Source organism: Catellatospora sp. NPDC049133, assembly GCF_040648455.1.
Classification (GTDB): domain Bacteria; phylum Actinomycetota; class Actinomycetes; order Mycobacteriales; family Micromonosporaceae; genus Catellatospora; species Catellatospora aurea.
Window position 1 is genome coordinate 1 of record NZ_JBEZDT010000070.1, and the last position, 19,832, is coordinate 19,832.

Below are 19,832 nucleotides of genomic sequence, written 5' to 3' on the forward strand. Positions count from 1 at the left end.
CACAACCGGTCGGGCGCCCACTGGCTCACGGCGGTCTGCTCCACAAACGACATGCTGCATCACAGGTCACACCCGCACCAAATGAGATGTGGCCTAATACGCTCTACACCCGGGACACCACCTGTTGGCTGTACGGCGGGCTGACACTCAACCCGTTGTACTGGCCGGCACGGCACGGCGAGACCCTGCTGATGAAGGCGATCTACCAGTTCCACCCTGACTTCACCGGCTCCCGAGTGTGGTGGGGGGACCCCGAACAGCAGTGGGGCCAGTCGTCGCTCGAAGGCGGCGACATCATGCCGCTGGGCAACGGTGTCGTGCTGACGGGCATGAGCGAACGCACGTCGCGGCAGGCCATCACCCAGGTCGCGGCGGCGCTGTTCGCCAACGGGGCCGCCTCACATGTCATCGTGGCCGCGATGCCCAAGTCAAGGTCCGCGATGCACTTGGACACCGTGTTCACCTTCGCCGACCGGGACATCGTCACGCTGTATCCCGCCGTCATGGACGGGGTGCACACCTTCTCGCTACGCCCGATCGACAAACCGCCGGGGGTGGAGGTGGTCGACGAACGGGCACGTCCGTTCGTGGAGGTGGTCGCGGAAGGGCTCGGACTGCCCGCGCTGCGGGTCGTCGACACCTGCGGTGATGCGGACTTCTCCGAACGCCAGCAGTGGGACGGCGGCTACAACGCGTTGGCCGTCGAGCCGGGTGTCGTGATCACCTATGACCGCAACACCCAGACCAATGCCCTGTTACGCGGCGCCGGGGTGGAGGTCGTCACCATCGCGGGCGCCGAGCTCGGCCGCGGCCGGGGCGGCGGCCACTGTATGACCTGCCCGATCATCAGGGAGCCTGTCGGCTACTGACCGCGGTGAGCAGTTCTCTCGGGTCGCGCGTTCGTCCGGTCGCGGCGGCGTAGAAGCTGGCCGTGACGGGTACGCACAGTGGATGCCATTGACGAGATCACTCGATGAGTCCACCGTCGTGATAACAGGTGCGACCAGTGGGATCGGGGCGGCGACCGCGCTGACCCTGGCCGAGCGAGGCACCCGGCTCGTGCTCGCCGCGCGTAGTGAGCGCGGGCTGGCCGAGATCGGCGGCCAGTGTCGCATGCTGGGCGCGTCGGTGCTGGAGGTGCCGACCGACACCGCTGACGCGGAGGCGGTCGAGCGGCTGGCCGTGGCCGCGCAGGCGGAGTTCGGCCGCATCGACGGGTGGGTCAACAACGCGGGTGTGGCCGTCTACGGCAGGCTGCTGGACCTGCCCATGGAGCAGGTGCGCCGGACGGTCGAGGTGGACGTGTTCGGCTACCTGCACGGTGTGCGGGCGGCGGTGCCCCGGTTGCGTGCTTGTGGGGGCGGGGTGCTGATCGTGGTCGGGTCGGTGCTGTCGGAGGCGTCGATACCGTATCTGGGTGCGTACAGCATGGCCAAGCACGCGGTGCAGGGTCTGGCTGACGCGCTGCGCCAGGAGCTGCGAGCCGACGGCGTCGACGAGGTGTCGGTGTGCACGGTGCTGCCGGCGTCGGTGGACACGCCCCTGTTCGCGTGGGCCGCGAACTACATGGGACGGGAGGTCATCCCGCCGCGGCCGATGTGCTCGCCGCAGCGGGTGGCCGACCGCATCGTACGGCTGCTGGAGCATCCGCGGCGGCAGAGCCTGGTCGGCACCGGCTCGGGCAGTGTGGTGTGGTCGTGGCGGCTGGCCCCGGCAGTGGCCGAGCGGTTGATGGTCTGGTACGGCCAGACAGCGCAGTTCGGCCGGGTCGTGCAGTCGTCGGAAGGAAATCTGTTCACACCGGTCGAGCAGCCCAGGCGCGTCGACGGCGGGCGCAGGCTCCCGGTGGCCGCGCTGGCGGGCATTCCGATGGCGGTGATGGGCCACTTAGGCCGGCGACTTCGCGGCGCGCTGCGTCCTGAGCGCAGCGGTCCGCAACAGATGACGCCCCCAGCCGGTGCCCGCACCACCGCGGGGGCGGCTGCCGCGCGCGATTAGATCGGGTCCGCGCAGGGTACTAGCCTGCGGTGTTTTCGACCCTTTAGTGGTATCCGGGCGCCTCGCCCGGCCGGAAGGGGCTGTCATGTCACGAACCGAGCGCACCGTCAACGCTCCGCTGGAAAAGGTGTTCGACGTGCTTTCCGACGGCTGGAGCTACGCCAACTGGGTCGTGGGGACCGCCCACATCCGTGACGTCGACCTGGAGTGGCCGGCCGCGGGCAGCAAGCTGCACCACACGGTCGGCATCTGGCCGCTGACCCGCGACCACGAGACGGAGATCCTGGACTGCGAACCGCCGGTCCGGCTGGCGATGAAGCCGAAACTGTGGCCGCTGGGCGAGCTCACCGCGGTGTTCACCCTGGTCAAGCAGTCACCGGCGACCACCCGTGTGGTCCTGGACGAGCAGTTCAGCGACGGACCGGCACTCGGGCTCCGCAACAAAATCAACGATGTGCTGATGCATGCCCGCAACCGCGAGGCACTGCGTCGCCTGGCCGACCTCGCCGAGCACCGTCCGTGAGCTCAGCCGTGGTCGACGCGGTGGTCATCGGCGCGGGACCCAACGGCCTGGTGGCCGCGAACATGCTTGCCGACGCCGGCTGGGACGTCGTACTGCTGGAGGCCGCGGCCACCCCCGGCGGTGCCGTGCGCAGTGCCGAGATCGCCGCTCCAGGCTACCGGGCCGACATGTGCAGCGCGTTCTACCCGTTCGCGGCCTGCTCGCCAGTGATCTCGGGCCTACGCCTGACCGATTACGGCCTGCGTTGGCTACGCGCCGACGCCGTGCTGGCCCACGCCCTGCCGGACGGACGGTCAGCGCTGATGTGGGTGGACCCGGAAGGCACCGTAGAGTCGGTCGCCGCCTTCGACCGCCGGGACGGCAGACGCTGGCTGGCCGCATACCATGACTGGCTGGCGCTGGAGGACGATCTGGTGGCGGCCATGTTCACCCCGTTCCCGCCGATACGGGCGGCCACCCGGCTACTGGTCCGCGGCGGTGTCGGCGGCAGTCTGCGGGTGTCGCGACAGCTGGGGTTGTCGATCCGGGACCTCGCCGAGGAGTCCTTCTCCGGCGAAGGCGCCCGGCTGCTGCTCTACGGCTGTGCCCTGCACGCCGACGTCGGGCCGGAAAGCGCCGGCTCCGGCGCGTACGGCTGGCTGCTGGCCATGCTCGGCCAGCACCATGGCTTCCCCGTTCCCGAAGGCGGAGCGCAGTCGCTGACCGACGCCATGACGCGGCGGTTCACCGCGCACGGCGGAGAACTGCACTGCCGGGCCGACGTCGACCGGATCGTCGTCGGCGGCGGCCGCGCCCTGGGCGTGGTGTGCGCCGACGGCCGCGCTTGGCGGGCCCGGCGGGCCGTGCTCGCCGACGTCGACGCCCCGTACCTGTACCGGCACCTGGTCGGCCCCGGGCACCTGCCCGCGCAGCTGCTGGCCGACCTGCGCAGATTCCGCTACGACCGGCCCACGGTGAAAGTGGACTGGGCGCTGCGCGAGCCGCTGCCCTGGACCAACCCGCAGACCCGGTTCGCCGGCACGGTGCACCTGGGCGGCGACACCGCGCAACTGTCGCGCACCGCGGCCACGGTCGCCGCCGGAGACGATCCGACGACGCCGTTCGTGCTGATGGGGCAGATGAGCCGCGCCGATCCCACCCGGTCGCCGGCCGGGACGGAGACCGCCTGGGCCTACACCCACCTGCCCTACCGGTATGCCGGTCGCGGCCGCGACGACGACGGCATCCGGGCGTGTGTCGACCGCATCGAGGCCATGATCGACAAGCTGGCGCCCGGATTCGGAGAACTCGTCCTGGGCCGCCACGTCCAAGGCCCGGCGGACCTCGTCAACGAGAACGCCAACATGAGCGGCGGTGCCCTCGGCGGCGGTACGGCCGCACCGACGCAGCAGCTGGTGCTGCGGCCGACACCGGGCCTGGGCCGCGCTGACACGGTGATCGACCGGCTTTACCTGGCCAGTGCCTCGGCCCATCCCGGACCGGGTGTGCACGGTGGCCCGGGCGCCAACGCGGCCCGTGCCGCGCTGCACCGCGACCGGGCGGTCACCGGGGCGGCCTACCGCGCAGCCGTCTCCACAGCCTACCGCCTCATCTACTGAGCCGCTCGGGCGCTGGGTAGGCGCTGACCTGTGTTGCGTCGATTCGGCAGGCGCCCGCCGCGCCGCACTTGGGTAACATTGTTCGTGTTCGTCTTTGTCACTGCCCTAGACCTCGGCAGGCCGTACCGAGCCTGAGGTGGGGAATGGCGTGGAGAGTCACCCGATGATCATCACCGTCACCTGTGCCGGCCAGGGCCGGGTGGCGTGCGTGTGCATAGCTGGCGACGTCGACCTGTTGGATCCCGTGGACGTGCGCTTGGCGCAGCGCCAACTGGCGGGTGTCACGTGCGAGACCCTGTTCGTGGACCTGGCCGGTGTCACCTTCGGCGGAGCCGCTCTGGTCCACTACCTGTACGCGCTGTCCGCGCGGGTGCCGGGGGCGGCGGTTTCGCTGTGTGGGGCGCCAGGCATAACCAAGCAGATCATCAAGCTGACAGGGTTGGACCAGATGGCGGTCGTTCGTGACGACCTGCCGCAAGACTGGGCGACAGCCGCTGCTTCGACGCCGACCTCGGAGAAGCGCTTGCCTGTGGGACACCCCGCGGGCGCCAAGCCACAACCGGCCACCTGACGAGCGATGCGCTGCCCGATGGTATGCCGCAGGTCAAGCCGCGATCGGAGGCTCGTGCTCGAGGTTGACCGCGAGCCGCCAGACTGTCGTGCCCGGCCGGCTGTAGAGATCGAACCGATCGCAGACCTCGTCGGCGATCCGCAGGCCCCACCCGTCAGTCGGACCCGGACAGACGACGAATCCACTGTCGAAGGTCCCGCTGTCGGTGAACTCGCTGATGACCTCGTTCCCGTCGGCCCAGACGCGCACGTTGCCCCCTGACGACGTATGGCGCAACGTGTTCGTGGCCACCTCGCTCACCGCGACCTGCAACGCGGGCAGCCGTTCGGCAGGAAGGCCGGCATCCCGAGCGCATTCGCATACGAACTCCCGCACCAGTGCCAGGTCGCTCGGGCAGTGATATGACAGCGCAGGAGCGTCTGCCGGACAAGGTTCGAACGGTGTGGTCAGCTGATGCACAGTCCGACCTCCTCCGGACCTCCCGACCCGCCTGTCGACAGCCGATGGAGTCGTCCCTGGTTCTGCATGCGGAGATAGTTGAACCTCGTACCCGTTCTGCGGCCGGCGAAACGTAGCCGCCGTTGTCGATCTCCTGGTGGATCGCCTTCATCGACGGCCGGTGCTGACCTCACCGCTGTGGCGGAAGGCGGTCTACCAGCAGGTTTGTCGGCACCAGGGCAGGGAACGGTTTACCGGAAGCAATGTGCTGCCGGTGCGGGGCCCGCGGCGCGGGGCGAACGTGGAGGGAAGTCGCGATGAAGGCAGTGGTGTGGCACGGCAAGCGTGACGTTCGCGTGGACACGGTCGCTGACCCGGTGATCCAGGAACCGACAGACGCGGTCATCAAGGTGACCTCCACCGGTATCTGCGGCTCCGACCTGCACCTGTACGAGGTGTTGGCGCCGTTCATGACCGAGGGCGACATCATCGGCCACGAACCGATGGGCGTCGTCGAGGAAGTCGGCTCGCAGGTCACCCGGCTCAAGCCCGGCGACCGTGTCGTGGTGCCGTTCCAGATCGCCTGCGGCTCCTGCTACATGTGCGACCAGGACCTGCAGACCCAGTGCGAGACGACCCAGGTGCGCGCCGAGGGCATGGGTGCGGCGCTGTTCGGCTACACCCGCCTGTACGGGCAGGTACCCGGCGGGCAGGCGGAGTACCTGCGGGTGCCGCAGGCGCAGTACGGCCCGATCACGGTGCCGGCCGGGCCGCCAGATGACCGGTTCGTGTACCTGTCCGACGTGCTGCCGACCTCGTGGCAGGCCGTCGAGTACGCGGCCGTGCCGCAGGGCGGCACGCTGCTCGTCCTCGGCCTGGGGCCGATCGGTGACATGTCCTGCCGTATCGCGCTGCATGGCGGCGTGGGCAGGGTCATCGGCGTCGACCCGGTGCCGGAGCGGCGCGACCGCGCCATGGCCCGCGGCGTCGAGATCCTCGACCTGGACGATCAGGACACACTGGTCGCCCAGGTCCGGGACATGACCGGCGGTCGCGGCCCGGACGCAGTGATCGACGCGGTCGGCATGGAGGCGCACGGCTCGCCGATCGCCCGGGCTATGCAGCAGATGACCGGAGTCCTTCCGGACGCCTGGGCGGCCAAACTCATGGAGACGGCCGGCATCGACCGCCTGGCCGCGCTGAATCTGGCCATCGAGGCGGTTCGCCGAGGCGGCACCATCTCGATCATCGGGGTGTATGGCGGCATGACCGATCCGCTGCCCATGATGACCCTGTTCGACAAGCAGATCCAGATCCGGATGGGCCAGGCCAACGTGCACCGCTGGGTCGACGACATCCTGCCGCTGCTCACCGACGCCGACCCGCTTGGCGTGTCCGGCTTCGCCAGCCACCGGCTGCCCCTGGCCGACGCGCCCGCGGCATACCAGCGGTTCCAGGAGAAGAAGGACGGCTACATCAAGGTCCTGCTGCAACCGTGACGCGACCGGACGAGCCTTCACCCCGAGATGTCGACTGGCAGCTTGGAGAACGGTATCCCACGCTGCCGGGGTGGTACGTTGTGCAGGACACCGGCCATGATCTTCAATCCGCTGCCCTGTCCTCGGTGGCATAAGCTCAGGTGAGGGCAGATGCCACCGACAGCTGGCCGCGCCTGGGCGGGTGAATCGCCGCAGGCTGAGGGCGATGACACCAGGGACGGTGGGTGACCGCATGGGGGACCGGTACGCCCAGGTGGAAGCACTCATCCGGCAAGAGCCCGCCGTCGACGGGGAACACGGCGTCGCCGGCGGTCTGCGGCGGCTGTGCGGTGCGGTCAGGCGGGTGTTGACCGCTTCGGGCGCCGGCGTGACGGTGATGGCCGGCGGGGGGCTGCGCGGCATGACGGCAGCGTCTGACGCGGCCACCGAACGCCTGGAGGAGCTTCAGCTCACCCTCGGCGAAGGCCCTTGTAACGACGCATATGAGTCCATGCGTCCGGTCCTGATCCCCGACGTAGCCGACGGCGCGATGGCCCGCTGGCCCGTCTACGCCCCGGCCGTGCACGCCGAGGGCGTGCGGGCGGTGTTCGCGTTCCCGCTGCAGGTCGGCGCCGCCCGCCTCGGAGTGATGGATGTCTTCCGTACCGGCATCGGGATGCTGTCACCCTACGAGCTCACCCTCGCGCTGACGTTCGCCGAGGTCGCCGTGTCGACCCTGCTCGACGGACGCGACCGCGGGGAGGCGACCGACGGCTGGCTCGACGACCCGCTGGGTTCGCGAGCCGAGCTGTTCCAGGCCCAGGGCATGGTCATGGTCCAGCTGGGGGTGAGCCTGGCCGAGGCGATGGTGCGGATGCGCGCGCACGCCTACGTCAACGACCTGCGTCTGTACGACGTCGCCGCCGAGATCGTCGCCCGGCGCCTCAGTTTCGAAAGCCCACAGCCATGAACGACCACCGCCACCCTGAAAGGGGAAGGAGGCAGCCATGACCGTCACGACCGTATCCGCGCAGCGGCTCGCACGGGTGTTCGTCGAGATCGCCGACACCCTCGTGGACGAGTTCGACCTGATCGAGTTCCTGCAGTTGCTCGCCGGACGTACTGCGGACCTGCTGGACGCCTCGCCCGTCGGGCTGCTGCTGGCCGACCAGCACGGCCGGCTGGAGTTCATGGCGGCCTCCGACGAGAACGTCAAGCTCCTCGAGCTGTTCCAGGTCCAGAACCATGAGGGGCCGTGTCTGGACGCGTTCCGCACCGGCACGCCGGTGGTCAACGCCGACCTGCGGGAGGCATCCGGGCGCTGGCCGCTGTTCGCGCCGCGGGCGGTGGGGGCGGGGTTCCGTTCGGTGCATGCGTTCCCGCTGCGGCTGCGCGCCGAACGCATCGGGGCGATGAACGTGTTCAGCACCCAGGTCGGCGGCCGCTTGGCCGACACGGACGTGGAGATCGTCCAGGCCCTGGCCGATATCGCTTCCATCGGCCTGCTGCAGGAGCGGGCCATCAGCCGCGGTGAGCGGCTCAGCGAGCAGTTGCAGGGCGCGCTGAACAGCCGGATCGTCATCGAGCAGGCCAAGGGCGCGATCGCGCAGGCGCGCGGAGTCAGCGTGGACGAGGCCTTCGGGCTGATCCGCGACTACTGCCGCAGCAACAACGTGCGGCTGGGCGAGGTCGCCCGTACCATCACCACCGATCTGAACAGCCTTCCCGGCCTCGCCGGGCGTTGAATCGGCGCGGGTCGCACCACACGCACGCCACCGGGGCCCCGGACGACGCGGCCACCTGACCTGTGCGCGTGGACCTCAGGTGAACAGGGCAAGATAGATCGCCATGTGGTGGCACGCCGCGGCGACCACCGTGCAAGCGTGGAACACCTCGTGGTGGCCGAACACCCCCGGCCAAGGATCCGGTCGGCGCAGCGCGAACAGGACTGCCCCGACGCTGTAACCGATGCCTCCCGCGGCCAGCAGGGCGAGCGTGGCCGCGCCACCCACGCGAGCGACGTCGGGCAGGATCACGACCGCCGCCCAGCCGAGAGCAAGATACAGCGGCGCGGACACCCAGCGGGGCGCGTGCGGCCAGATCATCGACACCGTGACGCCGGCCAGCGCCCCAGCCCAGACGACCGCCAGCAGGATCGTCGCCTTGGCCGGGCTGAGCAGCAGGACGCACAGCGGTGTGTACGTGCCTGCGATGAACACGAAGATCATGGCGTGGTCGAGCCGGCGCATCATCCGGTAACCGCGCTCGCTCCAGACCCGGCGGTGGTACAGGCCGCTGACGGCGAACAGCGCACAGCTGGTGGCACCGTAGACGGCCGTACTGACCAGCGGTGCGACACCGGGCCGGGCGGCGGCGACACCGACCATGACCGCCCCGCATACGACGGCGACGAAGAAGCCGTATGCGTGCAGGCGGCCGCGCATAAGGGGTTGGCCGAATGCGGCCAGAGCGGATCGGCGCGCGGTGAGGGTCATGCCATGCCCCGCAGCCGCGACAGCGCGTGGGACAGGAGCCGGGAGACGTGCATCTGCGAGACCCCTAATTGCGCGGCTATCTGCGACTGGGTCAGCTCGTCGTAGAAGCGCAGGACGATGATGCGCCGGTCGCGTGCCGGCAGGCGAGCCAGGAGCGGCTGGAGCAGCATCCTGTTCTCTGCGGCCGCCATGGCCGTATCCCGTACCGCCAACGACTCCGACAGTTGCTCGTCGCTGCCGGGGCGGGCCTTGTCCAGTGACAGCAGCCGGTAGGCGCCCCCCGCCCGCCGGGCAGCACCCAGCTCTGCGCCGCCCACCCGCAGCCGTGCGGCCAGCTGCGCCGAACTGGGCGACCCCTGCAGGTCACGGGTCAGCTCGTCGGTGGCCGAGGCTACCTGAAGGCAGAGCTCCTGTAGGCGACGCGGCACCCGTACGTTCCAGGTGCTGTCGCGGAAGTGCCGCTTGATCTCGCCCATGATCGTGGGGATCGCGTAGCCGGCGAAGGGCACGCCCCGGGTCACGTCGTAGCGGTCGACTGCCTTGATCAGCCCGATGGCCGCCACCTGCGCGATGTCGTCGACGGGTTCACCGCGCCGGGCGAACCGGCGTGCCAGGTACCCGGTCATGGGCAGATACCACTCGATCACGCTGGCTCGCGCCGCCACCCGCTGCGGGTCGTCGGTGGGCAGAGCGTGTAGGAGCTCAAGCAGCGGATGCGGCTCGCACGGCAGGGTGGCGGCCACGCCGTCGACGTTGCCGCTTCGCGGCCGGGGCCGCCAGTGGTCGGGCTGCTCAGGGGGAATCTGTGCGGTGGTGACATGCGCGGATGTGGTCATGTCGAGCCCTCCTGCGGTCGGCGAATCCGGGTGAACGGAAGCGCCACCGAGGTCCGGGGTGACACCGACACTGTATCCCGACCGGCCGGTCAGAGGTGACATCCATGTGAATCATTCGAAACGATGTTCGCCGGCGTGGTTGGTCTGCAATCGCAAGCACAGCAACGCCCGGCACGGCGAATCGGCCCCGAGGCACCACCCGGCTGTCCCCGGGCGTCATCATCACTCCGCTGGCCGCCGTCACCGCCGCCAGGCCCCGGGCCGACCAGAGCGATACCCGCAAGTCGGATCTGGCGAACAAAATTCGCAAAACATGACTGATACGGGCGCGGTGTGGGAACGGAGCGGCTGAAGGGCGAGACCAAGGAGTAGGCCGATGACGCAGACGATGGAACGTTCTCCCGTGCCGGCCGCCGAGGCGGGTCGGGAGGCGAAGCCGCGCAACGACCGGCTGATGACCGATACCGGCAAGATCAGCGTGGCGCAGGGTGTGGTTCAGAAGATCGCGGGCATCGCTTGTCGCGAGGTCGCCGGCGTGTACTCGATGGGCACCGGCGGCGCGCGGGCGTTCGGCGCGATCCGCGAGCGGATCCCGGGCAGTTCCGGCCCGAACGTCGCGCAGGGAGTCGGCGTCGAAGTGGGCGAGACGCAGGCCGCGGTCGATCTCGACATCGTGGTCGACTACGGGGCCAGCATCGCGGAGCTGGGCCGCAGCGTGCAGCGCAACGTCAAGCAGTCGATCGAGCGGATGACCGGCCTGGAAGTGGTGGAGGTCAACGTGAACGTCGACGACGTCCACCTGCCGGACACCGGCGATGAGCGCAGTCCCGCCAGGGTCGAGTGATGCGCACGCCGGGGTCGACCGAGCGGCTGCCGGAAGTCGACGCCGAGGCGATTGCGGGCGCGGCCCGCGCCTGCCGCGGCGTGGAAGCGCTGCTGGGCGGGTTCCCGGAGGTGGCGACCTACCTGCCCGGAAGGCGGGTGTTGGGTGTGCGGGTGACACCACGCGCCGTGGAGATCCAGCTGCGCGCGGCCTGGGGGATACCGGCGTATGAGGTCGCGGCGGGGGTCCAGGCGGCGGTGGTGCCGCTGGCCCCCGGGCGTGCCGTCGATGTGACGATCGGCGGTCTCGGTGACCCGCCCGAGGCCGGTCCGCCGGCCGGCGGGCCGACGTCCGCCCTGCCGGGAGCCGCGGGCCTTCTCGACGCCCGCGTGCCACTGGCACACGTATCGGCGGAAACCACCAAGGCGCACGGTGACCTACTCGGGGCCGAAGCGATGCCGATGAGGGCTACCGCCGCGGCCTGAATTCCGTTCCGACAACGCGAGGGAGCAGCTCATGAATCGCACCATGTTCGGCACCGCCGTGGGGCTGCTCCTCGGCGTCGTGCTGGTATACGCCGGATTCGGGCCGATGGTCGTGGTCGCCGCGTTCGGGCTCGCCGGCTGGGCGGTGGCGAAGGTACTGGCAGGGGAACTGGATCTCAGCCGACTCGGCGAGGGTACCGGTCAGCGTCGGAGTCCCCGATGACTGTCACCACGCGGCACGCGGCAGACCCCGCGACCAGCCCGCCCGAGGATGCCGGGCCGTCATCAGGCGGAACGATCCACATCAGCAAGGACGTGATCGCCAAGGTGGCGGCACAGGCCGCCGGCGAGCTGCCCGACGTCGGCGGCCCGACACACGGGCTCGGTCACTTGCACGGCACCGACAAGCTCGGTGGCAAGGCGGATCTGAGCCGTCGGCCGAAGGCCTCCGCACATGTCGACGGTGACCGCGCGTACATCGACCTGGTGGTGAGCGTGCGATGGCCGGCATCGCTGCCCGATGTCACCGCGGCGTTGCGCGACCACGTGCGCGCCCGCGTCGAACAGGTGACCGGCCTGCACGTCGGCGCCGTCGACATCGACGTCACCGACCTGATCGGCACCAGCCACACCGGCGCCCGCGTGCGCTAGCCAAGCCACAGGAGGCAGCATGAGAAGGCTCGTCAACCGTCTGCTCGCCCTGATCGCCGGCCTGGCCCTGGCCGCTGTGGCGGCCCTTGTCGTCGTCGAGGCCGTCGCCGTGCTGATCGGCAAGGGCCCGCTGCTGGTCGACTGGCCCGCCGCGGCCGGGTGGGCGCGGCGCACCGCCTGGGGCGACCGGCAGGCGCTTAGCGTCAGCCTGCTGCTCCTCGCTTCAGGTGCCGCGCTCGTGCTCGCACAGCTGTGGCCGGCCAGGGTCCGGCGGCTGCCCATCGACACCGCGGACCCGGCCACCGACGCGGCGATAAGCCGCCGCACTCTCGCCCGGGACGTGACCGCGGCCGTCCGAGAGGTCGACGGAGTCATCCCGGAACGGGTCAAGGTCGGGCGGACTCGGATCGCCGTTCGAGCCGGCGCCCACGCGGCCGACGACCGGTCCGCTCTGGCCGGCCAGGTGAGCGCCGCGGTGCGGGAAAGGCTCGACCGACTGCGCCTGCGGCGCCGGCCCCGGCTCACGGTGAGGTTGTCCCGGAGGGGATCATGAACGTCGACCGCGTCAACCGCATCGCGCTGCTCGCCGTCGGAACGCTGCTGCTGGCGGCCGGGGCCGCGGGCATGCTGGCCCACACCGACGCCCTGGGCTGGTCGCTGCGCGACCGGGTCGTGGCCGACGGTCCGGTGAGCCGGTACGCCGCCGACAACGGCCGTTGGCTGTGGCCGGTCGTGGTGGCCGGCGCTGTCGTAGTGCTGGTGCTGGCCGTGAAGTGGATGCTCGCGGTGCTGCTCGCCACCGACCGGCTGCGCACGGTGGCGTTGCGCACCGAACCGGATGCCGGCGAGCACACGACCCTGGCCGGAGCCGCCCTGGAGGAAGCCGTGCGGGACCAGATCGAGGCATACCGCGGAGTCGCCTCCGCGAAGGTGCGCCTCCTCGGTGAACCGCAAAAGCCCATCATGGCTGTCGGGGTGCGGACCTCCGCCCCGGGCAGGCTCGCAGCGCTGTGCGACCGGATCGAGCAGGGGGCTTTGGCAGACGCCCGCCGTGTGCTGGGCCGGCCGGACCTGCCCGTGCGCGTGGACCTCGACACCGGCCGCCGACCGGGCCGGGTGGTATGAGGGTTGCCAGACGTGGGGGCAGGTAGTTGACCAGTTCACTTTTTCCGGCTTTCCCGGCGCGGCCGCACCGGCATCCGCCGGATGCCGCCGCGGGGCGCGGTGGGCAAGTGTTCGACGTGACCGTCGAGATTCCTCGCGGGACCCGCAACAAGTACCGCATGGAGCGCGCCACGGGTCGGATCCGGTTGGATCGGACGCTGTTCACCTCGACGCAGTATCCGGCCGACTACGGGTTCATCGAGGACACCCTCGGCGAGGACGGCGACCGGCTGGATGCGCTGGTGCTCGTCCAGGAGCCGACCTTTCCCGGCTGCGTCATCGGCTGCCGGGCGATCGGCATGTTCCGCATGCGCGATGCGGGACGCCCCGATTTCAAGGTGCTGTGCGTGCCGATCGCGGATCTTCGCCTCACTCATCTCGCCGACATCGACGACCTTGAGCCGTACCACCGGATGGAGATCCAGCACTTCTTCGAGATCTACACAGACCTGGAGCCCGGCAAGAGCGTCGACGCCGAGCACGGCGTCTGGGCTGGGCGGATGGAGGCAGAACGGGAGGTCGTTCAGGCGCGGGCACGCATGGCCGCCGTCGAGGCCCGACACGTAGCGCCGGAAGTAGTACGCTGAAAGAAGCCGCTCCGGACCCCGGTGGCCGTATCGCACAGCCGTATCGCACAGCCGTATCGGCGCAGCGCACGCCTCGTGAGGTCATGCCGACCGAACCGCGCATGTCCGCAGTGCAGACGCCGTCCGCTGACCGTGCGACCTTGCTCGTCACCAGCAGAGGACGGTCGATCATGCGTGCCACCCATCCCGCCCCGGGCCCGACGCCGCCTGCCGACAGCCCGACCGCCAGGCTGGCGCTGGCACCCCGCCGCATCGACCGCGCGGTCCTCGACGGCGGCTGGTGGCCCCGCTCCCGGGATTCGTCCGCGGAGGTGCCCGCTCTGGTCGCAGCGCTGACGCAGCGGTACGGCCCGATTCGCCATGTCCTGCTCAACAGCGCCACGTGGGCAGACCGTCCCCGCCGCCTCACCGCAGGCACCCGAGTGGTCCGGATGGGATGGTTCATCTCCCAGGATCCGGCGCTGGCGACTGCGATCACCACCGGAGGCGATCAACTGGACCTGCTTGTCGTCCCGCCCGACACATCACCCGAAGCCGCCGAGCGGGCGATGGCGGCGGCGGCAGACCCCGACGTGTTCACGTCGGCCGCCGGCCTCCTCACGACACCCGCGGCGACCGAAACGGCGGGCGCCGGCCCGGAGTCGGCAGGGGTCTGGGAGAACGAGGGCGGCCGAGTCTTCGGGGGACCGCGCGTGCCGGAGCCGAGCGGTCTGCCAGCCGTCGGCGCAGTCGCGCTGCGGTGACCGTGGCGACGAGGGCTTCGGCAGCGCAAGACCGGTCAAGGCCCTTGTCGAATCATCGCTTATCGCACTATTCAGGATATATATAATCAATATTGATCGCATCTTGCGGCGCGGCATCCGCGCCGAGCGGCGGGTCCAGCACGAGGGTGTGGGCCGTTGGGAGTTCCGCTGAGGCATGTTGCACCGTTCGGTGCGCCTGGCGCGGCGCCCCGGTTCCGGCACCATTCGTTGGCGATCCACTCGGTCCGTCAACGGCCGCCAGAACCGGGCGGGTCGTCTCCGGTACGCATGGAACATGGCGAGAGGAAATGGACGCAACGTCGCTTCAGCGGCGGGGGGCTCTGATCGAGGCCGCACGTGACGCCCTCGCCGCGCCGTCGATCTTCAACACGCAGCCGTGGACGTGGCGGAGCGCCGACGACTGGTTGCAGTTGTGGGCCGACCCCAGCCGCCGGCTGCGGTCCACCGACTTCGCCGGACGGCAGCTGACCATCAGCTGCGGTGCCGCGCTGCATCACGCGCGGGTCGCGCTGGCGGCCGCGGGCCATCAGGTCCAGGTCGACAGGATCCCCGATCCCGGCTCGCCGGGGCTGCTGGCGCGCATCGCCATCACCGGTGCTCACGTGCCTACCGAGGAGGAGGTCGCGTTGTACCGGGCGATTGGAGAACGCCACACCGACCGGCGGGCTTTCACCGCCGAGGCTGTCGCTTGCCAGGTGCTCAGCGAGCTGGTCGCAGCAGCGGAGCAGCAGGCCGCTCACCTATATACGGTGCCTACCGAACAGGTCAATGTTCTCGGAGCGGCCGCGGCACACGCGGAGGCGGTGCACCAGGCCGATCCCGGTTACCGTGACGAGCTGATGACGTGGACCAACCGCCCGGCCGACAGCGGGGACGGCGTGCCCGCGACGACGGCGGTGACGCCCACCACGCGCGCCGTGCCGGTACGCGACTTCACGCTGTTCGGCCGCGGGCATTCGGCCGGCCCCGAACATGATACGGGCGCCCAGTTCGCGATGATCTTCACTGATGGCGACGACGTCGTCGACTGGTTGCGGGCCGGGGAGGCGCTGTCCGCCGTGCTGCTGGCCGCGACGGTCGCGCAGTTGGGCAGCGCGCCGATCAGTGATGTCATCGAGGTGCGGGCCACGCGAGAGCAGCTGGGCCGCCTGCTGCAGGGCGGAGGTCATCCGCAGTCGGTGGTGCGGGTCGGGCATCCGCCGGCCGGGGGATCGGCTGCCAGCCCGCGTCGCGCGCCGCCAGAGGTCATCAACCCGTGAGCGCCCCGGCCGGCGGGCTGTTCATCGAACACGTCGACGCGGTCGTGTTCGACCTGGACGGGGTGCTGACCGACACGGCCAGCCTGCACGCGGCAGCGTGGCAGGAGGCGTTCGACGGCCTGCTGCAGGACCTGGCTCGACATGGCGGGCCCGTGTTCGCGCCGTTCGATGTCGGCGCGGAGTACCGGGCACACGTCGACGGCCGTCCGCGGATCGACGGGGCACGCGGGTTCATCGCGGCCAGGGGGCTGACCCTGCCGGAGGGCACGCCCGCGGACCCGCCGGGGACGGCCACCGTGTGGGCGGTCGCCAACCGCAAGAACCAGTTGCTGCGGCAACTGCTGGCCGAGCAGGGGGTACGGACGTTCCCTTCCTCGGTCGCGCTGGCGCGGCGGCTGCGCGAGGCCGGGGTCTTCACCGCAGTGGTCACCGCCAGCCGCAACGCCACCCAGGTCCTGGCCGCAGCGCAACTGGCTGATCTGTTCGACGTGCGGGTGGACGGCACGGACGCGGCAGCTCTCGGCCTGCCAGGCAAACCGGACCCCGCGACATACCTGGAGGCGGTCCGCCGGTTGCACGTGTCACCTGACCGCGCCGTGATCATTGAGGACGCGGCGCCCGGCGTCGAGGCGGGGCGTCGCGGTGGCTTCGGACTCGTGGTCGGCGTCGACCGCGACAGCAGGGGCGTGCTGGCCGCAGCCGGGGCGCACATCGTGGTCACCGACCTGGCCGACCTGCCCGTCGACCTGGTGGGTCTGCACAGGTTGCCTGGCGACACCGGCGCGCCGCAGCGGCTGCTCGGCGGCGGACGGCCGAGCACCGGCTGGACACTGCGCTACGACGGCTACGATCCCGGCAGGGAAGGCCTGCGCGAGGTCCTGTGCACCCTCGGCAACGGCTACCTGGCGACCCGCGGCGCCGCCGCCGAGTGCCAGGCCGACGGCGTGCACTATCCGGGCACCTACCTGTCCGGCCTCTACAACCGGCTCACCACGCCGATAGACGGGCGTCTGATCGAGCATGAGCATCTGGTCAACGCCCCGAACTGGCTGCCGTTGCGGTTCCGGGTCGCCGACGGTGACTGGTTCAGCCCGGACACGGGGCACCTGATCGACCACCAGCTCGAACTCGATCTGCGCGCCGGGGTTCTCACCCGGGTGCTGCGCTGGTGCGATCGGTCCGGGCGACTCACCCGGGTGCAGCAGCGCCGACTCGTGCACCTGGCCACCCCACACATCGCCGCGCTGGAGACCACCTTCACCGCCGAGAACTGGTCCGGCGGCCTGCAGGTGTGCACGGGGATCGACGGCGGCGTCGTCAACGCCAACCTGCCCGAGGACGCCCCGCTGACCAGGGCGCATCTGCACACCGAACAGACGCGCATCACCGACCACGACACGATCCTGCTGACGGCCGTGACGACACAGTCGCGGATCCGTATCGCGGTGGCTGCCCGCACCCGCGTGCGCGACGGCGCGGGCCACGACGTGCCCGTGAGCCGCGCTCCGCACAGCGGCGAAGCGTCTTTCGTCGGGCAGGACCTGGACCTGGACCTGGTCGAGGGCCGCCCGGTCGTCGTGGAGAAGGTCGCCGCGATCGCCACCTCGCGCGACCCCGCGATCAGCGAGCCTGCGTCGGCGGTGTGCACCGCGCTCGGCCGCGCCGGTGACTTCTTCGACCTGCTGGTCACCCACGAGCGGGCCTGGCAGCGGCTGTGGGACCTCTTCGATCTGACCCTCGACGCCGACGACGAGGTCACCCTCGCGCTGCGGCTGCACACGTTCCACCTGCTGCAGGCGCTGTCGCCGCACACGGCGCAGCTCGACGCGGGCGTGCCGGCACGCGGCCTGCATGGCGAGGGCTACCACGGACACGTGTTCTGGGACGAGATGTTCGTGTTCCCCGTGTTCAACCTGCGGATGCCGTCGCTGTCGCGCGCCTTGCTGCTCTACCGGTGGCGGCGCCTGGAGCAGGCGCGCCACGCGGCTCGCACGGCGGGATACCGCGGCGCGATGTTTCCCTGGCAGAGCGCCAGCGACGGCCGGGAGGAGACGCCTGACGAGCTTTTCGACCGGCGGCTCGGGCAGTGGATCCCCGACTTCTCGCACCTGCAGCGCCATGTCGGCATTGCCATCGCCTACGACGTCTGGCAGTACTACCAGGTCACCGCCGACGTCGACTTCCTCGCCGAATACGGCGCAGAGATGATCATCGAGATCGCGCGCTTCCTGACCAGCATCGTCGCCTACGACCCGGTCGAAGAGCGATACGGCATCGCCGGCATCGTCGGCCCCGACGAATACCACACCGCCTACCCCGGCGCGCGAGATGCGGGCTTGCGGGACAACGCCTACACCAACGTCATGACCGCGTGGGTGCTGCGCCGCGCCCTCGACGTGATCAACCTGCTTACCGGCCATCACTGCGGCCTGCTGTGGGAGCAGCTCGGCATCAGCGAGGTCGAGACCCGGCTGTGGGAGCAGGTCAGCAGGCGGATGCGGGTGCCGTTCCACGACGGAGTCATCAGCCAGTTCGACGGGTACGGGCAGCTGGCCGAGTTCGACTTCGACGCCTACCGGGCCCGCTACGGCGACCTCGTCGGCATCGACGCGATCCTGCGCGCGCAGGGGATGAGCCCCAACCAGTACCAGCTGTCCAAACAGGCCGACGTGCTCATGCTGCTCTACCTGCTGTCGGCCGAGGAACTTCGCGACCTGTTCGCCCGGCTCGGCTACGACCTCGACGGCCCCACGATCGAGGCTACCGTGCGCTACTACCTGGCCCGGGTAGCCCACGGCTCCAGCCTCAGCCGGATCGCGCACTGCTGGGTCCAGGCCCGGGCCGTCCGCGAACAGTCCTGGGCGCTTTTCCTGCAGGCGCTACGCGCCGACCTCGACGACACCCGTGGCGGCAGTACCCGGGAGGGAGTGCACCTGGGTGCGATGGCCGGCACGGTCGACCTCGCGCTGCGCTGCTACACCGGGCTGGAGACCCGCGACGACACCCTGTACTTCCATCCGCTGCTGCCCACGCAACTGCACGCGCTGCACGCCGAGCTGTGCTACCGCGGCCACTGGATCGTCGTCGACCTCGACCACGTACGGCTGCGACTCTTACTGCGGCCCTGCCAGGCCGCCCCCATCCGTGTCGACGTCGACGGCAGCGTCCACTTCCTTACCGCAGGTGACCAGCGCGAGTTTGATCTCGCCAGATGAAATGAGCGGTGAGACACCCGCTGTCGTACGACCTTGACCGGCAGCGGTTCGCCGTAGCCGGCTCGCCACCTTGCCCGTGCCGAACTCGACGATCCATCGCGTACAGTCGCATCGCCGCCTCCGCAACAGTAGCCACCTGCAACCGGACCTCCCTCAGCCGGGCGATGGCGGCTTCGCCGGGCACCGCGAGCCTCCTGCGGAACGGCAGCGGCCATGCGGTCCGGTCCAGGCGCAGCCCAGGCGGCGGACCTGGCTCTCCAGCCGGTCGAGTGCGGCACCGGCGGCGGCCGGGGGGCGAGCTGGATCCGGGCTGGTTCGCCGCGGACCCGCAGGTGGATCTGAAAGAGCGCCGGTCCGGGCGCGCAGTCGCCGGCGGTGATGCGCAGCCGGGCGGGTCCGGCCGCGCTGGCGCTCGCGGCGACCACGGCCGCCTCGCGGGTGATGCCGACGAGCGCGGGTTCGAGCTCCCCACGGGTGTGCACGTCGACGCGCACGCCCTGCCTGGGCATGGACCGGGAGTCTGAGGAGCGGTCACCTCGGCCACCCTCGCCAGCAGCCGCGAACGGGTCGTCGGGGCAGGGGTCAGGCCGGCCGGTGCTGATCCGGTGACGCGAAGATGTCACACGACCCTTAGCCGACCGGCCCAGCAGCACGCCATGCGCCCGGACGGGTACGGTTTGCTGCAACGAAGGGGGTGGACCGGTGAGCAGACCGCTGTATCAGGCCAAGGCGGAATTCTTCAAAGCGCTCGCGCACCCCGCCCGCATCCGCGTCCTCGAACTGCTCTCCGAGCGGGAGCATTCGGTGGGGGAGATGCTGCCGGAGGTCGGCCTGGAGTCCGCCCACCTCTCGCAGCAGTTGGCCGTCCTGCGCAAGATGAACCTGGTCGTGACCCGCAAGGAAGGCTCGACCGTCTACTACTCCCTGGTCAGCCCGCAGGTGGCCGA

The 19,832-nt window shown here is 70.3% G+C and carries 22 protein-coding genes and 1 pseudogene; 20 read left to right on the forward strand and 3 right to left on the reverse strand.

Annotated features, from left to right (window positions below):
* The 5 genes from AB0B35_RS41360 to AB0B35_RS41380 all read left to right on the forward strand — a co-directional run.
* The coding region (locus AB0B35_RS41360) for an arginine deiminase family protein (RefSeq protein WP_361057162.1) at positions 1-869 on the forward strand (869 nt) is incomplete at its 5' end.
* An 82-nt stretch (positions 870-951) separates the two neighbouring features.
* On the forward strand, positions 952-1,998 hold the full coding sequence (locus tag AB0B35_RS41365) for an SDR family oxidoreductase (protein WP_361057165.1): 1,047 nt from the start codon (positions 952-954) through the stop codon (positions 1,996-1,998).
* An 85-nt stretch (positions 1,999-2,083) separates the two neighbouring features.
* Positions 2,084-2,521 carry an SRPBCC family protein gene (locus tag AB0B35_RS41370; RefSeq protein WP_361057168.1) on the forward strand — a complete coding sequence of 146 codons (438 nt, stop codon included), beginning with the start codon at positions 2,084-2,086 and terminating at the stop codon, positions 2,519-2,521.
* The gene (locus tag AB0B35_RS41375) at positions 2,518-4,119 is read left to right on the forward strand and encodes an NAD(P)/FAD-dependent oxidoreductase (RefSeq protein ID WP_361057170.1); all 1,602 of its coding nucleotides are present in this window, start codon (positions 2,518-2,520) and stop codon (positions 4,117-4,119) included. Before AB0B35_RS41370 ends, AB0B35_RS41375 begins: the two co-directional genes overlap by 4 nt.
* 163 nt (positions 4,120-4,282) lie before the next feature.
* Positions 4,283-4,690, forward strand: coding sequence for a hypothetical protein (locus AB0B35_RS41380; protein ID WP_360532247.1), 408 nt, complete (start codon positions 4,283-4,285; stop codon positions 4,688-4,690).
* Between the two features lie 33 nt (positions 4,691-4,723).
* On the opposite strand, the gene AB0B35_RS41385 is transcribed toward AB0B35_RS41380, so the two are convergent.
* Positions 4,724-5,149 (reverse strand): ATP-binding protein, encoded by a 426-nt coding sequence (locus tag AB0B35_RS41385; protein ID WP_360532244.1) that lies wholly within the window; start codon positions 5,147-5,149, stop codon positions 4,724-4,726.
* A 296-nt stretch (positions 5,150-5,445) separates the two neighbouring features.
* Between AB0B35_RS41385 and AB0B35_RS41390 the strand changes: the two genes are divergently transcribed.
* The 3 genes from AB0B35_RS41390 (at position 5,446) to AB0B35_RS41400 (ending at position 8,351) form a co-directional block, all read left to right on the forward strand.
* Entirely contained in the window at positions 5,446-6,627 is a 1,182-nt protein-coding gene (locus AB0B35_RS41390) for a zinc-dependent alcohol dehydrogenase (RefSeq protein WP_361057174.1), read from the forward strand.
* 205 nt (positions 6,628-6,832) lie between these two features.
* Complete coding sequence (locus AB0B35_RS41395; RefSeq protein ID WP_361057178.1) at positions 6,833-7,576, forward strand: GAF and ANTAR domain-containing protein; 744 nt, start codon at positions 6,833-6,835, stop codon at positions 7,574-7,576.
* 37 nt (positions 7,577-7,613) lie between these two features.
* Positions 7,614-8,351, forward strand: a complete 738-nt coding sequence (locus AB0B35_RS41400; RefSeq protein ID WP_360532214.1) for a GAF and ANTAR domain-containing protein — start codon at positions 7,614-7,616, stop codon at positions 8,349-8,351.
* Positions 8,352-8,426: 75 nt separating this feature from the next.
* Here the strand turns inward: AB0B35_RS41400 and AB0B35_RS41405 are convergent, their stop codons facing one another.
* Together AB0B35_RS41405 and AB0B35_RS41410 are read right to left on the reverse strand one after the other, a co-directional pair.
* A complete protein-coding gene (locus AB0B35_RS41405; RefSeq protein ID WP_361057182.1) occupies positions 8,427-9,101 on the reverse strand; it encodes a hemolysin III family protein in 675 nt (224 codons plus the stop codon).
* On the reverse strand, positions 9,098-9,937 hold the full coding sequence (locus AB0B35_RS41410) for a SigB/SigF/SigG family RNA polymerase sigma factor (RefSeq protein ID WP_361057185.1): 840 nt from the start codon (positions 9,935-9,937) through the stop codon (positions 9,098-9,100). Before AB0B35_RS41410 ends, AB0B35_RS41405 begins: the two co-directional genes overlap by 4 nt.
* A 376-nt stretch (positions 9,938-10,313) precedes the next feature.
* Between AB0B35_RS41410 and AB0B35_RS41415 the strand changes: the two genes are divergently transcribed.
* From AB0B35_RS41415 to AB0B35_RS41470, 12 genes and pseudogenes are all read left to right on the forward strand, one after another.
* Positions 10,314-10,781, forward strand: coding sequence for an Asp23/Gls24 family envelope stress response protein (locus AB0B35_RS41415; RefSeq protein WP_361057188.1), 468 nt, complete (start codon positions 10,314-10,316; stop codon positions 10,779-10,781).
* A complete protein-coding gene (locus AB0B35_RS41420) occupies positions 10,781-11,245 on the forward strand; it encodes a hypothetical protein (protein WP_361057191.1) in 465 nt (154 codons plus the stop codon). Before AB0B35_RS41415 ends, AB0B35_RS41420 begins: the two co-directional genes overlap by 1 nt.
* Positions 11,246-11,276: 31 nt before the next feature.
* Positions 11,277-11,468 carry a hypothetical protein gene (locus AB0B35_RS41425; RefSeq protein ID WP_212823137.1) on the forward strand — a complete coding sequence of 64 codons (192 nt, stop codon included), beginning with the start codon at positions 11,277-11,279 and terminating at the stop codon, positions 11,466-11,468.
* Entirely contained in the window at positions 11,465-11,896 is a 432-nt protein-coding gene (locus AB0B35_RS41430; protein ID WP_360532198.1) for an Asp23/Gls24 family envelope stress response protein, read from the forward strand. Before AB0B35_RS41425 ends, AB0B35_RS41430 begins: the two co-directional genes overlap by 4 nt.
* Positions 11,897-11,915: 19 nt before the next feature.
* Positions 11,916-12,449 (forward strand): DUF6286 domain-containing protein, encoded by a 534-nt coding sequence (locus AB0B35_RS41435; RefSeq protein ID WP_360532195.1) that lies wholly within the window; start codon positions 11,916-11,918, stop codon positions 12,447-12,449.
* The gene (gene amaP / locus AB0B35_RS41440) at positions 12,446-13,021 is read left to right on the forward strand and encodes an alkaline shock response membrane anchor protein AmaP (protein ID WP_361057194.1); all 576 of its coding nucleotides are present in this window, start codon (positions 12,446-12,448) and stop codon (positions 13,019-13,021) included. The genes AB0B35_RS41435 and amaP overlap by 4 nt, the downstream gene beginning before the upstream one ends.
* A 107-nt stretch (positions 13,022-13,128) precedes the next feature.
* A complete protein-coding gene (locus AB0B35_RS41445; protein ID WP_360532189.1) occupies positions 13,129-13,647 on the forward strand; it encodes an inorganic diphosphatase in 519 nt (172 codons plus the stop codon).
* A gap of 83 nt (positions 13,648-13,730) precedes the next feature.
* Positions 13,731-14,390, forward strand: a complete 660-nt coding sequence (locus tag AB0B35_RS41450) for a DUF5994 family protein (RefSeq protein WP_361057197.1) — start codon at positions 13,731-13,733, stop codon at positions 14,388-14,390.
* 308 nt (positions 14,391-14,698) lie between these two features.
* Complete coding sequence (locus tag AB0B35_RS41455; RefSeq protein WP_361057199.1) at positions 14,699-15,670, forward strand: nitroreductase; 972 nt, start codon at positions 14,699-14,701, stop codon at positions 15,668-15,670.
* Positions 15,667-16,407: pseudogene (locus tag AB0B35_RS41460) on the forward strand (beta-phosphoglucomutase family hydrolase); the annotation flags it as partial. The gene AB0B35_RS41455 and the pseudogene AB0B35_RS41460, both read left to right, overlap by 4 nt.
* 12 nt (positions 16,408-16,419) lie before the next feature.
* The gene (locus tag AB0B35_RS41465) at positions 16,420-18,885 is read left to right on the forward strand and encodes a glycosyl hydrolase family 65 protein (RefSeq protein WP_361057205.1); all 2,466 of its coding nucleotides are present in this window, start codon (positions 16,420-16,422) and stop codon (positions 18,883-18,885) included.
* Between the two features lie 702 nt (positions 18,886-19,587).
* Positions 19,588-19,832, forward strand: a 245-nt coding sequence (locus AB0B35_RS41470; RefSeq protein WP_361057202.1) for a metalloregulator ArsR/SmtB family transcription factor, incomplete at its 3' end; no start/stop codon positions are given.